Source organism: Paenibacillus sp. CAU 1782 (genome assembly GCF_054551715.1).
In genome coordinates this window covers 261,438-277,162 of the sequence record NZ_JBTOLL010000001.1, presented here as the reverse complement: position 1 = coordinate 277,162, position 15,725 = coordinate 261,438, and the positions used below count along the sequence as shown (strand labels likewise).

The 15,725-nt window shown below is 51.4% G+C and carries 14 protein-coding genes and 1 other RNA gene; 1 reads left to right on the top strand and 14 read right to left on the bottom strand.

The genetic code is table 11. The annotated features are described in order from the left end of the window. Positions 1 to 19: 19 nt before the first annotated feature. Positions 20 to 520 carry a YpuI family protein gene (locus ACX93W_RS01290; RefSeq protein WP_459390513.1) on the bottom strand — a complete coding sequence of 167 codons (501 nt, stop codon included), beginning with the start codon at positions 518 to 520 and terminating at the stop codon, positions 20 to 22. 172 nt (positions 521 to 692) lie between these two features. Here ACX93W_RS01290 and ACX93W_RS01285 point away from each other — a divergent pair, with 172 nt between their 5' ends. Continuing rightward, positions 693 to 2,531, top strand: coding sequence for a S8 family peptidase (locus ACX93W_RS01285; protein ID WP_459390512.1), 1,839 nt, complete (start codon positions 693 to 695; stop codon positions 2,529 to 2,531). A gap of 140 nt (positions 2,532 to 2,671) precedes the next feature. Here ACX93W_RS01285 and rnpB read toward each other — a convergent pair. The 13 genes from rnpB to era all read right to left on the bottom strand — a co-directional run bounded on the left by rnpB (position 2,672) and on the right by era (position 15,720). Then, positions 2,672 to 3,079: RNase P RNA component class A (gene rnpB, locus ACX93W_RS01280), an RNA gene on the bottom strand. A gap of 52 nt (positions 3,080 to 3,131) precedes the next feature. Further along, the gene (locus ACX93W_RS01275; protein ID WP_459390511.1) at positions 3,132 to 4,253 is read right to left on the bottom strand and encodes a Nif3-like dinuclear metal center hexameric protein; all 1,122 of its coding nucleotides are present in this window, start codon (positions 4,251 to 4,253) and stop codon (positions 3,132 to 3,134) included. After that, positions 4,220 to 5,002 (bottom strand): tRNA (adenine(22)-N(1))-methyltransferase, encoded by a 783-nt coding sequence (locus ACX93W_RS01270; protein ID WP_459390510.1) that lies wholly within the window; start codon positions 5,000 to 5,002, stop codon positions 4,220 to 4,222. The genes ACX93W_RS01275 and ACX93W_RS01270 overlap by 34 nt, the downstream gene beginning before the upstream one ends. Then, positions 5,002 to 5,838: a hypothetical protein gene (locus tag ACX93W_RS01265; protein WP_459390509.1), complete on the bottom strand. Its 837-nt coding sequence runs from the start codon at positions 5,836 to 5,838 to the stop codon at positions 5,002 to 5,004. The genes ACX93W_RS01270 and ACX93W_RS01265 overlap by 1 nt, the downstream gene beginning before the upstream one ends. Positions 5,839 to 5,930: 92 nt before the next feature. Further along, on the bottom strand, positions 5,931 to 7,061 hold the full coding sequence (gene rpoD / locus ACX93W_RS01260; protein ID WP_459390508.1) for an RNA polymerase sigma factor RpoD: 1,131 nt from the start codon (positions 7,059 to 7,061) through the stop codon (positions 5,931 to 5,933). Positions 7,062 to 7,097: 36 nt separating this feature from the next. Then, positions 7,098 to 8,921 (bottom strand): DNA primase, encoded by a 1,824-nt coding sequence (gene dnaG, locus ACX93W_RS01255; protein ID WP_459390507.1) that lies wholly within the window; start codon positions 8,919 to 8,921, stop codon positions 7,098 to 7,100. Between the two features lie 61 nt (positions 8,922 to 8,982). After that, positions 8,983 to 9,450, bottom strand: coding sequence for a YaiI/YqxD family protein (locus ACX93W_RS01250; RefSeq protein WP_459390506.1), 468 nt, complete (start codon positions 9,448 to 9,450; stop codon positions 8,983 to 8,985). Between the two features lie 143 nt (positions 9,451 to 9,593). Continuing rightward, a complete protein-coding gene (locus ACX93W_RS01245) occupies positions 9,594 to 10,415 on the bottom strand; it encodes a pyruvate, water dikinase regulatory protein (protein ID WP_459390505.1) in 822 nt (273 codons plus the stop codon). A gap of 33 nt (positions 10,416 to 10,448) precedes the next feature. Next, positions 10,449 to 12,530: a glycine--tRNA ligase subunit beta gene (gene glyS, locus ACX93W_RS01240; protein ID WP_459390504.1), complete on the bottom strand. Its 2,082-nt coding sequence runs from the start codon at positions 12,528 to 12,530 to the stop codon at positions 10,449 to 10,451. Then, a complete protein-coding gene (gene glyQ, locus ACX93W_RS01235) occupies positions 12,523 to 13,410 on the bottom strand; it encodes a glycine--tRNA ligase subunit alpha (RefSeq protein WP_459390503.1) in 888 nt (295 codons plus the stop codon). The genes glyS and glyQ overlap by 8 nt, the downstream gene beginning before the upstream one ends. Before the next feature lie 324 nt (positions 13,411 to 13,734). After that, on the bottom strand, positions 13,735 to 14,478 hold the full coding sequence (recO, locus tag ACX93W_RS01230; protein ID WP_459390502.1) for a DNA repair protein RecO: 744 nt from the start codon (positions 14,476 to 14,478) through the stop codon (positions 13,735 to 13,737). Between the two features lie 28 nt (positions 14,479 to 14,506). After that, the gene (locus ACX93W_RS01225) at positions 14,507 to 14,653 is read right to left on the bottom strand and encodes a YqzL family protein (RefSeq protein WP_459390501.1); all 147 of its coding nucleotides are present in this window, start codon (positions 14,651 to 14,653) and stop codon (positions 14,507 to 14,509) included. A 167-nt stretch (positions 14,654 to 14,820) separates the two neighbouring features. Then, positions 14,821 to 15,720 (bottom strand): GTPase Era, encoded by a 900-nt coding sequence (gene era, locus ACX93W_RS01220; protein WP_459390500.1) that lies wholly within the window; start codon positions 15,718 to 15,720, stop codon positions 14,821 to 14,823. Positions 15,721 to 15,725 lie beyond the last annotated feature (5 nt).

Here is a 15,725-nt window from a genome sequence, read left to right as displayed (position 1 = left end):
GGAGGCAATTCATTCTGCCTTATTTTTGTCCCTGCATACGGCGCTGGGTCATGTAGTCACTTTCGTAGTAAGACAAGTCATCGCGCAAATCTTCGAAAATTTTGGAAACGCCCAGAACGATATTGCGCGCCTCCCGAACCGGCTTGTACCGGAAACGGATAGCATCCTGTCCCGTGTAAGCGTAACGCCCATCTTCGGAATAACATTCGTTTTTAGGATAAAAGAAAGCGTTGACGCATTGATGATACGCTTCATACAATACGCGTTCACCATACTCATTATCGAAATTGGGCCTTCTGAGCAGAACGCCCAGCTTTTCAACAGCAACTTCCGAAAAAACAAGCAGATGGCGCAGATCAGACAGCAGACCCTTGTAAAAAAGCTCAGCCGCTTCTTCGCTTTGATCTCCTACAAGCTGGGATAAAGCATTCTGATTCAGAAACGGCTCCAGCTGTTCAACCGCTTCCTTTAGTTTGTCGCGAGTGGATTCCGTCAGCGCTTTAACGTTCGTTGATGGCATGGTGGTAGTTCCCCTTTCTACATTGCACACAAAAAAACTATAAACATCAACATCGTACCACAAATTCCAGTGAAACGGTATCTGAATTGTGAAAATGTCCGCATAATTTAGTGACGCAGATGCGACTCTAAGGTTAATGCATCTCATTTTATCACAAGACGGAGGATTTCTCATGCGCAAATCAAAATGGACCGCTGCTTTTGTGATTTTGGCCGCGGCAGCATTATTAATACCGGCCACCCCGTTTTTTCTAAAAGACGGCGACTCTCCGCCCAAAACCGTACCTTTCTCCGCCAATAAGGAACAAAGGCTTAAGCTGGCGGCCCTGCAAAACGATATGGACGCCACGGCTACTCTGATGTTGCTGGAATGCGCCAAGGACTTCCGCAACATTATGGCGGCAGACGGAGATTCCCCCAAGAAGGCAGAAGGCGAAATCAAGGCGTTGATGAAAGAGCACCCTCATCTTTCCCATATCCGTTGGATAGGAGCGGGCAAGGACGTGCAATGGGGCAAGCTGCCGCCATCCGCCAAGGACGACGCGCAGATCTACAGCGCGGAAGCCGCTAAAAAGATTGCAAAAGGCGCGAACTATGAATCCAAGCCGTTTGAGTCCAGCGACGGCAGCCGCTACGTTGTGTTGGGCGTTCCCGATCAAACCGGGAGCGGGCATGGTATTGTCGGCATCATGAAGCAAGATATCGTCAAGCAGGTTGAAATGCACCAGAAGCGCAATTTGCGCCTGATCCCCTATCCGGCCGAAGGCAATTACCGGATTGAATCCGTCAAACCGAATTCCACCGTGGACACAACCGTGCGGACGGGCGAAGACAACGGCAATGCCAGCCATTATCACGTCAAGGATGCGGTTGTCCATTTTGCAGCCCAGCCTACCCCCGAGCAATTGTCCAAAATTAAAGCCGATGTAGGCGCTGCGGTTATTCAGCAGCTTGGCGACACGTACGTTTTCCGATCCGATAAGGTGGAAGCCGACAATCTGATCCAGTATTTTCAGAACAACTGGAAAATTGAATATACAGAGCCCCATTACCTCTATTTGACGAATGATGAACGGGCAGCCAAAATCGTGCCCAATGACGCATTGTATTCCCAATACCAATGGAATTTGCCCTCCATTGCCGTAGAGCAGGGCTGGACGCTTTCGCGGGGCGACGAGGGGGTTGTAATCGCCGTGCTCGACACCGGCGTTCAGAGCAGCCACCCCGATCTAAAAGGCAGGCTGCTTGATGGGACAAATATCGTCAATACGGGGAAAACGCCTGATGACGACGTTGGACACGGCACGCATGTAGCCGGAATTATCGGAGCAGCCGTCAATAACGGCGAAGGAGTGGCCGGCGTTTCCTGGTTTAACAAAATCATGCCCATTAAAGTGCTGGACAGCTCCGGCGCAGGCTCGACCTACTCCGTGGCTCAAGGCATTATTTGGGCGGTCGACCATGGAGCCAAAGTGATTAATATGAGCCTTGGCAATTACGCCAAAGCGGACTTTCTGCATGACGCCATCAAATATGCGTACGAGCGCGATGTTGTTTTAATTGCGGCAAGCGGCAACGACAACACAGACCGTCCCGGCTATCCGGCAGCATACCCTGAAGTTTTTGCGGTGGCGGCAACAGCGAGCAACGACCAGAAAGCCTCCTTCTCCAATTACGGCGATTATATCGATGTAGCGGCGCCTGGCGACAGCATCGCCAGCACTTATCCCGGCAGCCAATACGCAGCCTTGTCCGGCACGTCAATGGCTAGCCCGCATGTCGCCGCTTTGGCAGGATTGATCCGCTCCATTAACCCCGAGCTCAGCAATGAGGAAGTGATGGAAATTATGCGCGTATCCGCCAGAGATCTCGGAAAAGCAGGCAAAGACAATTATTTTGGCCATGGCGAAATAGACGTCGACAAAGCGCTTCAAGCCGCTGCCAATTACGGCGGCGCCTTGCAGACCTTCCCCCAACAAGTGAAACGGAAGCTGGAGCGCGTTGGATCTTAAGTAGTGAAACTATGAGGGAGGGCATATGCCCCCCCATTTTTTTATTAGCTCATGTAGTATGAAAAAAAATCAATTCATGTAAAAAAAGACATGATCTCCGCGTTATGCAGACTCATGTCTTTTGTCTTTAGTATGGTCGTGCGGAAAGTTTGCCGTAAGCCGGGTTCTGTACTTCTGGTGGTACAAACGGGAACGACCCTCCCACTAGGAAGCGACAATCATCTATCTAGGCCGTCCATTGCTGAACAGCTCAAGCAACCAACCCGGATGCGCCTCGGGCTAAGGCTGCAGCCTTGCGGCTGCCACATCCTCTCGGTCTTGCTCCAGATGGGGTTTACCAGGAATACAGTCACCTGTACTCCTCGTGGTCTCTTACACCACGGTTCCACCCTTGCCTGTGCCAGCCCTTGCGGGGGCCATCGGCGGTCCATTTCTGTGGCACTATCCTTCAGCTCGCGCTGACTGGACGTTATCCAGCATCCTGCCCTGTGGAGCCCGGACTTTCCTCTCGCAGCAACGAGGCTGCCAGCGATTGTCTGTCAAACTTTCCGTAACAGAAATATTATACAGGGTATTGCTGCAAAGCTCAACAGGAAAAAGCTAGATAAACACAAACGGCTCTGTACTTAATCGGGAGGCGACAACCTCCGTGTTTGATTTGCTCTTCGAAAGCTTATCGTTCAGCCAATCCGCTACCTTCTGCTTCATCACTTTTTCAATATTGTGGCCTGCGTCGATAATGGTCATGCCTGCTGCTAAAGCATCGTGGGCTGTATGATAATCGATATCTCCCGTAATGAGAACATCCGCACCCGCAAACATCGCCCGGTTGACATAGCGAGCCCCCGCTCCGCCAAGAACGGCAGCTTTATTAATTTGACGGTCCAGAGGCCCTACCACACGCAATGTTGGCACTTCAAACGCCGCTTTCAGCTTAAACGCCAGCTCTTCCAGTGTAGTTGGCTGCTTGAGCTTGCCACAGCGGCCTAATCCGAAGGTCCTGCCCTTCAAATCGACGGGATACAGGTCATAAGCCACCTCTTCGTAGGGATGGGCTTTTAGCATGGCGCTGACCGTCTTGCGGTGCAGGCTGTACGGAACAATGGTTTCGATTCGGACTTCGTCCGCCCGTTCAAGCTGCCCTTGAGATCCGATAAACGGATTGGTGCCTTCACCTGGCAAAAAGGTTCCCGTTCCTTTGCTCGTAAAGCTGCAGCAGCTGTAATTGCCGATTTCGCCAGCTCCCGTGCGCCAGATGCTTTGCAGCACCTCTTCAAGATGGGACTCCGGCACAAACACAACCAGCTTGTACAGTTTATCGGTATGGATATCCTCCAGAGACCGCCGCCCCTTTTCCTCTATCCCGGCTTGATCCGCAAGCCAGTCGTTGATGCCGCCTTCCGCTACATCCAGATTGGTATGGGAAATGTAGACGGCAATATCATGCTTGATCAGCTTTTCGTAAAGCTTGCCCGCCGGAGTCGACGTATCCAGCTTCGCAAGCGGACGGTAAATGATGGCATGATGGGCGATGATCAGATTGGCTCCCAGCGCGATAGCTTCATCCACCACCTCGTCAGTCACGTCCAAAGCAACAAGCGCCTTCGGCACCTCCTTGGACAAAGTGCCCAGCTGCAATCCGATTTTGTCGTTTTCAACCGCATAATGCTTTGGAGCCAGCTGCTCCATTAACGAAATGATGGTTTGTCCGTTGGCAAACAATCCAGCACCTCCTTCAATAGGTCAATTTCCTTCCGGAACTGCTCACGCTTCACCAGAGCTTCCTGCCCGCTGGACTCTGCCATCTGTCCCCAAATTCGCTCCAGCTTGATTATTTCAGACTGCCATTTTTCCGTTAGCACAGTTGTTGGCTGACGCAGCAAATGGGGCCCCATTCTGATCAAAATCATTTTTTTGAGCTCAGGATGCAACGGTACGGGCAAAAAAGCGCCGTCATAAAGCGCCTCATTTTTGAGACTTGCTTCCTCGTCGCGCACCGCATGAAGCACTTCATAGGTTTTGCCGTCTTCCTCCAAAATGTTTTCATCTTCCAAATACCAATTATGGCTCAATAGCCACACTCTGACTGCATCCTCGCCGATATTGGGCTGAAGCACCAACTCGGAGACGCCTTCCAGCTTTCCGGCTGCCCGTCCCGCTTCCAGGATGGAAGACATCAAAGCGCCGCCCATGCCCGCTATCGAAACGACATCGGCTTCACCTGGCTCAAGAACGGCCAGTCCATCGCCCCGGCGAACGGACAGCCTGTCCGCAAGACCAGCGGACAGAGCAGCTTTTTGCGCCGCCTGGAACGGCCCTGGATTAACCTCTCCGGCAATGGCTTTTGAAATTTTTCCGCTTTGCAGCATATAAACAGGCAGCAGCGCATGGTCGGAACCGATATCCGCCAACACCGCGCCTTGAGGAATGTAATCCGCGACAAGCCGCAGACGTTTTGACAATTCAATCATTAGGTTACCCACACCATCCATTGTTTGCGCAGGGTGAAGAGAAGTCCGCCCCCTAACGCGATTTTTGCAATCAGCTGCAATTGCAGCCATGCGGAATCATGAACAACAAGCTGCGTATACAATTCCGGAAGAAACCAGGCAAGCGCGCAAACAACAAACATAACGGCAGCAACCGATTTGCTGAAGCGATGCAGAAACCAGCTGCTCCAGCCAAACAAAATGGCGATCGGAAGCCAATAAAGCTGTACCTCGTACCATGCCGGCACTTGATCCAAGCGTGAAAGCAGCCAGCCATACAGCACCAGCGAGGACAACCAGCCGCATAAGTGCAGCATAGGGAGTTTTCTCCAAATGCCGTATATGATCCAGAAAAGCGCACAGCCGCCCAATACGCCCATTTTCCAGCCCCAGGCGTCTAGCTCATGAAGCTCCAGAATATGTAATCCGCCGCCAAGCAACAACAGCGCCCCTACGCTAACCAACATGCTGGACATCGCCTTGCTGCGGTCTCTGAACCGATGGCCGAACCATAAAAAAGCCAGTGTGCCAAGCAAAACAATTCCGATTTGCAATGCCGGATGAAAAGAGCTAAAATAAAGCACAACAAAGGAAATTAAGGTAAAAGTTCCAAAAGTAAGCAACCATTGTTTGCCTGTTGCCCGTTGCACCGCTGCTATCGCTTTACCGACGGCATGATTCGGCTGCGGCGCTTGCCTTGGTGTTTCGGGATCGCTGTACAGATTAAGCAGAAATTCGCAATATTGCTCAGGCAACAGCTTACTGCGACTCCAATGCTGTATTTCCTTGAGAACGATTGCTCTGCGATCCTGTTCCATTGGACGCCATCCTTTCCTGTCCTTGCCTTGTTCTCATCTGAAAAAAAGACCTCGCTGCAAACGCAGAAAGGTCGATTTTCGGCATAGTGCCGTTATTCCAGAAAGTCTTTAAGCCGTTTGCTGCGGCTTGGATGGCGAAGCTTGCGAAGGGCCTTGGCTTCAATCTGCCGAATTCTCTCGCGCGTTACGCCAAATACTTTGCCCACTTCCTCCAGCGTACGAGTACGACCGTCATCCAGACCGAAACGAAGGCGAAGCACGTTTTCCTCACGTTCAGTAAGCGTGTCGAGCACATCCTCAAGCTGTTCCTTGAGCAGTTCGTAGGCAGCAGCATCTGCGGGCGCCAGCGCTTCCTGATCCTCGATAAAGTCTCCAAGATGCGAATCGTCTTCTTCCCCAATAGGAGTTTCCAGCGATACGGGCTCTTGAGCGATCTTCATGATTTCGCGGACCTTCTCCGTGCTTAGCTCCATTTCAACCGCAATTTCTTCCGGCGTGGGTTCACGCCCAAGCTCTTGCAGCAGCTGACGCGAAACGCGTATCAGCTTGTTAATGGTTTCAACCATATGAACCGGGATCCGGATAGTACGCGCCTGATCCGCGATCGCCCGCGTAATGGCCTGGCGAATCCACCAGGTTGCGTAGGTACTGAACTTGAAGCCCTTCTGGTGGTCGAACTTTTCAACCGCCTTGATCAAGCCCATATTGCCTTCCTGAATCAAGTCCAGGAATAACATGCCCCTGCCTACATAACGCTTGGCAATGCTGACGACAAGACGAAGATTAGCTTCAGCAAGTCGGCGCTTCGCCTCCTCGTCGCCATTTTCGATCCGGATTGCAAGCTCGATTTCATCATCCGCAGACAAAAGCGGCACACGACCGATTTCCTTCAGATACATTCTGACGGGATCGTTGATTTTAATGCCCGGCGGCAATGCCAAATCATCGTCGAAATTAAAATCGTCGCTTTCGCGCTCCTGCTCTTCAGCAGCCGGTCTGAGGGGATTCTCCTCATCGCTTTCGTTCAATACCTCGATGCCTAAATCGTCAAGCTGCTCAAAAAACTCGTCGATCTGCTCCGGGTCCTGATCAAAGGGAGACAGTTTCTCCATAATTTCTTTATACGTTAAGGAGGATCTTTTTTTGCCCTGCTCAATGAGCTGATCCTTCACGTGATCCAACTTTTGCTCGGTATCCAGCTCAGTATGTTGATCATTCGCCATATTCCGACTCCCTCCTCCCTGGAAACAACCATCCGGTCAACCTTTAAGCCCTCTTTCCAGGGTTATAATCTCAATGCCCAGCTGCGCTGCCGTCAAGGCATCGCCTGCGCGCTCGGCGCGTGCAAACTCTTCTTTCTTGCGTTCAATATTCCGAAGCAACGGCTCCCTCAGAATGGTTTCAATATATGCATTGAGCGACGTTTCATCCCGGGACGAGTTGTCTTCCATCAGCAGAATGGAAGATGCCGTCTCCTCCAGACCGGGGTCCTCAAGGGTTTGCACAAACCGGGCGGCGTCCGGCTCGTAGCCTTGTGCGTAGTAGGCGTACAAATAAGCGGCAAGCGCGGCGTGATCCCTTGCATTAAAGGCATCTCCCACACGCTCATGCACAATTTCGGCGATCTCTTGATCCTGCATCATCACATGCAGCAGTCTCCGCTCCGCATACATGTAAGCAGGCAAAATCTTGGGAGCACCGGGCGCACGGCGCTTTTCATTCCTACCATTATTCCACGAATTGTCGTTATTATCCCTTTGCGGTTTCTTTTTTTGCAGTTCCATTCGTATTCCATGGCAATCCTGCTTCAGCGCGTCAAGCGAAATGTCGAACTCGCGGGATAATTCCTTCAAATAGACTTCGCGTTCCGTGGAGGACTCCACGCCGGCTACAATTTCTACTGCTTCCATCAGGTAATTCTTGCGTCCCTCTTCTTTTAGCAGTATATGGTTTTTCCTTGAATATATAAGCTTAAATTTTGTAACTGAAACCGGACTGTCGATAATTTCCCTCAGGAAGGCGTCCGGACCGTATTCGCTTATATAATCATCGGGGTCTTTGCCCTTCGGCAAAACGGCCATTACCACCTTAAGTCCGGCGGCCTCGAGCAGCGGAATATTTTTGAAAGCGGCAGCTTGTCCCGCATCGTCGCCGTCATAGCAGAGAAGAACCTCCTCCGCATGACGGCGCATCATGGAGCAATGCTCCTCAGTCAGCGCCGTTCCCATCGTTGCAATTCCGTTATCCACTCCGGCTTGCCAGGCCTTAATGACATCCATATACCCTTCAAAAAGCACGACCTGTTTCCGTTTGCGGATGGCGGCTTTCGCCAGATGCAGATTGTAAAGCGTGCGGCTTTTGACGAAAAGCCTGCTTTCCGGAGAGTTCAAATACTTGGGCGATCCCTCGTCCACGATGCGCGCAGCAAAGGCCGAAGCCTTGCCATTGGCGTCATATAGCGGGAACATGATTCTTCCGCGGAACCGGTCCACATAACCACTGCCGTCATTTTTGGCGGAGATTAATCCGCCTTGTTCCAGCAAGACGGGATCATAGCCGCGACCAATCAAAAACTTGGTCAATACATCCCAATCATCGGGAGCGCATCCAATCATGAATTGATCGATCAGCTTGTCGCTCATTCCCCGATCCCGGAGATAACGCTTGGCCTTTTCTCCCTGCTTGGCATTATTCAGAAAATAATGATAGAACTTGACGGCCAGCTCATGGGCTTCGACCAGCTTCTGGCGGGTCGGGTCCTGCTGCGTCCCTCCATCCGAAGTCCAGGTCACTGGAATATCGGCTTCTTCAGCCAATACCCGTACCGCTTCCGGGAATGAATACCCCTCCATCTCTTCTACAAACCGAATAACGTTGCCGCTTTTTCCGCACCCGTAGCAATGAAAAATTTGCAATTCAGGCGTGACGGTAAAGGAAGGCGTCTTTTCGGAGTGAAACGGACACAACCCCTTCATATATTTGCCTTGCTTCGTGAGATGAACGTATTTCCCGACCGTGTCTACAATGTCATGACGCTTGCGGACAGCGTCAATGACCTCTTCCGGTATTTTACCGTATGTCATCGTTCATCACCTTCATCCCAAGCTCAAACGGGATTCGCTTGGAGTTCTAAGATAATATTCGCTAAAGCTCACATTTCTCCTGCTGTTCATGCAAAACTTTTGTCAACTTTTGTTGAAAAAGTTGTCTGTCGGCTTCGCTCATGGCTCTTGGCCCTCTTGTTTTGCCTCCGGCCCGACGCCGGCGGGCGCTTTCGTGCCGCCGATCCATCAAATAATCGATGTTGTCTTCCGTGTATTGCTCGCCGCGAGGCGATAATACGATTGCGCCTTTGCCAATAACAATGCAGGCCAGTCCAAAATCTCCCGTTACGACGATATCGCCAGACGATACGCTGTTGGCGATATACAAATCCACGGATTGGTCGCTGCGGTCCACCTGAATGACTTGTACGCCATCCTTCGGCAGCAGCAAATGGTCATAGGACGCAACCAACACAACGGGAACCCCCATTGCAAAAGCCGTTTCTTGAATTTGCTGTTTGACGGGGCAGGAATCCGCATCCACAACAATTGTCGATTTTGCCTTCATCCCGTATCCTCCCCGCCTTCCGAATTTCCATTCTACATTAATATACGTCAAACTAAATCGTAATCCTTCTTGAAGTTGTTCAAAAAGTCCGTTCTTTGCTAAGAAAAATGTCAGGCCGCATCGTGGTCGTCATATACGGATTTCTAAGGAGTCCGGATATATTCCATGATCAGGCTGGCGGTTTCCTCAACGGCTTTATGCGAAACATCAATGACGACACAACCCAGCTTTTTCATAATGCTCTCCGCATACTCCAGCTCTTCCTGAATCCGGTCCTTTGTTGCGTAGGCGGCCGTATTCGGCAATCCTAAAGCTTTGAGCCGCTCCTTGCGTATTACGTTTAAATACCCCGTATCGATCGTGAGGCCGATCACCTTGCGCTTCGGAAGCTTGAACAGCTCTTCCGGCGGTTTCAATTCCGGCACCAGCGGCACGTTGGCGACTTTGAACTTCTGATGCGCAAGATACATGGACAATGGAGTTTTGGAGGTTCGCGATACGCCAACCAGCACGATGTCCGCCTTCAAAACACCCATTGTATCTCTTGCGTCATCATATTTTACGGCAAATTCGACTGCTTCAACCTTACGGAAATAGTCCGCATCCAGCACATGGTTGAGGCCCGGCTCCTGCCGCGATTTACGGCCCGTGCGCTGCTCCAGCGTTTCAATAAACGAACCCAGCAGGTCAATTGCCGTAATGCCGGCTTCCTCCGCCAGCTGCCGCATCGCTTCGCGCAAATGCGGCCTAACCAGCGTATAGAGCACAATAGCTTCCGATATTGCCGCTTGCTCCGTAATTCGGGCTAACAAGCCTTCATCGGAAACAAACGGAGCGCGGCGAATGTCGGCATGAATCGGATGAAACTGGGCGATAGCCGCGCGTACGACTAGTTCGCCCGTATCGCCGGCGGCATCGGATACAACGTATACGATAACCTCCGGTTTGCCTGTTAAGTCAGACATATCCTCATCTCCACCCTTCCATGACGCGAGATTTTACCAGACAAGACGCGAAAAATCCGCGATCAGGCTGATATCAAGCGCAATGCTTTCCAGAGTCGCCAACCGGTTTGCGCGCACGGCTTCGTCAGGAGCCATAACCATGACGCTGTCGAAATACGCGTGAATCGCTGGTTTCAATTGGGACAACAATTGGATCGCCTTTTCGATTTCGCGGTTGCGGAAGGCTTCGTGGAATGCCTCGCGTCCATTAAGCCATGCTTCGTACAATGCGGCTTCAGCCGGCTCTGCAAACAGCGCCGTGTTTACTGCTCCGCCCTCGGACTTGGCAGCCAGATTGCTGACGCGGCTGAAGGCCTCCACAACTAATTTGAACTCACCTTTTCCGTCGCCAGCCGCAGCTGCGCCAACCGCCGCCGCACGGCTTGCCGTCAAGCCAAGATCATTAAATCCTGTCGCCATCACCGCATCTATCACATCATAACGATTGCCTTGCTCCGACAACCAGTTTTTCACGCGAAGGGCAAAAAAGTCGTTAAGTTCTTTACGCACATCATCGGCGGAACGTTTCAGACCACGCTGTTCGTGAACGCCAAGCGACAATCCAAACAGCTCATCCAGCTTCAGCTTGAACGGGGATGCCAGTAATATGGCAACGATGCCCGCAGCCTGTCTGCGCAAAGCGTAAGGATCCTGCGAGCCCGTAGGAATAATGCCGATGGAGAAGCAGCCCGTGATGGTATCGATTTTATCCGCCAGGCTGACAATGGCTCCCACGATTCCGGATGGTACGGCGTCGCCCGAGAAACGCGGCTGGTAATGTTCATTAACCGCCTTGGCAACGGCTTCCCTCTCGCCAAGCTTGCGGGCGTAATCCTCGCCCATGATGCCTTGCAGTTCAGGAAACTCGTAGACCATTTGCGAAACAAGGTCGAATTTGCAGATTTCAGCCGCGCGTGCAACGTCACTGGCCAATTCGCCTTCCAGCCCAAGGCTTTTGGAAATTGCAATCGCAGTGTCTGCAACGCGACGAGCTTTTTCGGCTACTGTGCCAAGCTCTTCGTGATACACGATGGATTCCAGCTTGGACAATGCATGCTGAATGGTAAGTTTATGGTCTTCTTCATAGAAAAATTTGGCGTCGGACAATCTGGCGCGGAGCACCTTTTCATTGCCCTTGGCTACAGTCTCGATTGAACGCAAATCGCCGTTCCGAACCGTAACAAAATACGGTAGCAGCTTTCCTTGATCGTCCAGCACCGGGAAATAACGCTGATGCTCGCGCATGGAAGTAATCAGCACTTCCTGCGGGATATTGAGGAATGAAGGGTCGAACGAGCCGAATAGCGCGCTAGGATATTCCACCAGGAACAACACTTCTTCCAGCAGATCTTCCTTGATCGCAATTTGCCAGCCTTTTTGCGCCTTCAACTCTTCGATTTGCTTCAGAATCAGGGCTTTGCGCTCCTCGATGTCCACAATAACCTGCTGCTCACGAAGCTTGGCCTGATAGAGAGACGGCTCTTCTATGATCGTCTCTTTGCCCAAGAAGCGATGGCCGCGGGAAACGCGATCCGTTGTTACGCCTGTAATCGTAAAAGGAATGACATCTTGGCCGAACAGCGCCACAAGCCAGCGAATCGGTCTGACAAAACGCAGCTCGTAGCTGCCCCACCGCATATTTTTTGGGAAGGACATCCCGGTAATGATGCCTTGCAGGCCTTCAGCCAGAAGCGTAGACGTTTCCTGCCCTATGCTGCTTTTGCGAGCATAAACATACTCGACGCCGCCCAGCTCTTGAAAATAGAAGTTTTCCGGTTCTACGCCTTGGCTGCGTGCAAATCCAAGCGCCGCCTTGCTCCAGTTTCCGGCTTCATCCTGAGCGATTTTGCGGGACGGGCCTTTGGCTTCTTCATTGCTGTCTTCCTGCTTTTCGGCTACGCCTTCCACCAAAACAGCCAAGCGGCGCGGCGTGGCGTAAGCTTTTACCGCTTGAAACGAAATGCGGGAATCCTGAAGCCATTTTTCGGTTTTTTCCTTCAACTGGTCAATTGCTCCCCGCACAAAACGGGCCGGCACTTCCTCCAGGCCGATTTCCAATAGCAAGTCCTTAGCCATTCTGCTCATCCCCTTTCTTCAGCAGCGGGAAGCCAAGCCGCTCGCGCTCCTCCAGATAAGTGGCCGCGCATGCCCGCGCGAGATTTCTGATTCTTGTAATGTAGCCTGTTCTTTCCGTTACGCTGATTGCGCCGCGCGCGTCCAGCAGGTTGAAAGCGTGGGAGCATTTAAGCGTGTAGTCGTAAGCCGGGAATACCAGCTTTTGCTCCATAATTTTTTTGGCCTCTTCCTCATATTTGCCGAAGAGCGAAAACAGCATTTCCGTATCGGAAAGCTCAAATGTATATTTGGAATGCTCGAACTCTGGCTGCAGGAATACATCGCCGTAAGTGACTCCTTCCACCCACTCCAGGTCAAACACATTTTCTTTCTCTTGAATGTAGGAAGCAAGACGCTCCATGCCATAGGTGATTTCTACGGCAACGGGATGGCAATCGATTCCGCCGACTTGCTGGAAATACGTAAATTGCGTAATTTCCATGCCGTCAAGCCAAACTTCCCAGCCAAGTCCCCATGCGCCTAAACCGGGATGCTCCCAGTTGTCCTCGACAAAGCGGATATCATGCTCCTCCGGATCGATGCCCAGCCGTTTCAAGCTTTCCAGGTACAGCTCCTGAATATTATCGGGGGACGGTTTCATAATCACCTGGAATTGGTGATGCTGGTAAAGCCGGTTAGGGTTTTCTCCGTAACGTCCGTCCGCCGGACGACGGGAAGGCTCTACATATGCAACATTCCATGGCTCCGGTCCGATGGAACGCAGGAAGGTCATCGGGTTTAACGTTCCCGCTCCCTTCTCGACATCATAAGGCTGTACAAGAATACAGTTTTGTTCAGCCCAAAATTGCTGCAGCGTCAAAATCATGCTTTGAAAATTCAAACCGCTCCACTCCTTCTCAGGTTCAGTAACGCCTCCGCAATGGATGGCGATGGAACAAACGCATCGGCACGCAAAAAACTCCCGCCGCTACGTCTGCTGTCAGACATAGGGACGAGAGTATGCTTCCCGCGGTTCCACCCTAATTGGCTGCCTTAAAGACAACCCGCTTTTCCCAAGCCGGACTCCGGAGCGCCTTTCGTCAAGATCGCCGCATCGGGCTTGCACTGTTCCCGACTCGCTGAATGAAACGGCATTTCCAAACTACTTTTTCCATCATTGTCCGATATTCATATTTCCCTATTGTATGATGCAGGGTAACAATTGTCAAACCAATTTATCCAGCTGATCCAAAAAGTTTCGCGACTTAAGCTGCAAGCCTAGCTGATGATCCATCAGGCTTCGCATCGCGGACTTCAGCTCGGCTTTTGTCTCCGGCGACACCGTAATATTGCCTAATCTTCGAATATCCATCCGGCGAAACAGACGCAGCAGCTTATGTGCCGATTCGCTAATAGGCAAGCTGCCGGGATCGCGGTAGCGGCAGCGAGAGCATAAAACACCGCCGGCCGCTCCCGACAAAGCAAACGGGCCAACGACGTTGCCGCATTGGACGCACTCATCCAATTCAGGAGAATAACCCGCCAGCTCCAGTATGCGCATCTCGTACAGATGACAAACGATGGCGGGATCCTTCCCGTCTTGCATAGCGCCAAAACAAGCCTTCAACTGCTGAAACAGGAATGAGCTGCTTTCATCCTCCTGCAGCGTTCGATCTGTAAGCTCCGCAACATAGGAGGCAAAAGCAGATAGATCCAGTTGACTGCGCAAAACATGGTGAGATTGGATCATCTCACCATGCTGAAGTGTTCCGAGGCCTTTGCCTCTTATAAATTGAAACTCTCCGTACGTAAAGGGCTGCGAAAGCGAACCATAGCGGCTTTTGACTTTTTTTGCTCCGCGCACCATTACGCCAGCTTTGCTTCCGGAATCGCACAAAAGCGTAACAATTTTGTTATTTTCCCCATAATCCATACTGCGAATGACGATGCCTTCCACCCGATACAGCATATCGGCTACTCCCCCACAAAACCCTTATCTAAAAATCGGCATCCGCCGCCTCGTACTCCTCGTCATCCATGCTGTCCTGCTCCGCCAACACGTGCCGATTGTTCACTTCTTTGTAAAGCATAAAGGATTCCACATCACCGGTCAACGCAAAATAGTTCCACGAAAAATCCCGCATGGCTATCCACCCTTTCCGCCTCGGAAATGCTGGGCGCGTCTGAAAATTTCGCAGGGAGCAGACACGCCCTAATCCAGACGTTTATAGGATGACATTTCAGGCGGCACCCTATCCGTAGCAAAATCAGTCAATGACGTTGCCGATGCTGGCGGGGCCCATTGGACGTTTTAATCGTGTCTGAAACCAAGATCCTTTAAGACACGCTCCTGGTTGCGCCAATCCTTCTTCACCTTGACCCAAAGCTCCAGGAATGTGCGGGAGCCAAGCAACGCTTCAATATCTTTTCTAGCGGCTTTCCCCACTTCCTTGAGCAGATCTCCCCGTTTGCCGATTATAATGCCTTTTTGCGAGTCGCGCTCCACATAAATGACAGCTCCGATATATACGACGCCATTGTCCTGTACCTTCATATCCTCGATCGCAACCGCGATGGAGTGTGGAATTTCTTCCCGGGTCAAATGCAGAATTTTCTCGCGGATCAGTTCGGCGCAAACAAATTGCTCGGGATGGTCCGTCACTTGATCCGCCGGATAATATTGAGGTCCCGCCGGCAAATATTTGGTCAATTGCTCCAGCAGCGTGTTAACGTTATTGCCTTTCATTGCTGAGATCGGTATGATTTCAGCAAAGTCGTACAAATCCTTATATTGCACAATAATCGGAAGCAGCTGCTCTGGTTCGACTTTGTCAATTTTGTTCATGACGAGAAACACGGGCGTTTTCACTTTTTTCAGCTGCTCGATAATAAAGCGGTCGCCGCCGCCGATGCCTTCCGAAACATCGACAAGAAACAAGGCCGCCTCTACTTCTTTCAAAGCGCCCTCGGCGGATTGATTCATGTAATTCCCCAATTTGGATTGGGGTTTATGGATGCCGGGCGTGTCCAGGAAGACGATTTGATAATCGTCAGTCGTATAAACGCCATGAATTTTGTTGCGAGTCGTTTGCGGCTTATCCGACATGATGGCTATTTTCTGGCCTATTAAATGATTCATTAATGTGGACTTGCCTACATTCGGCCTGCCGATAATGGCAACAAAGCCGGATTTGAATTCTTTCTTAGACATATTTG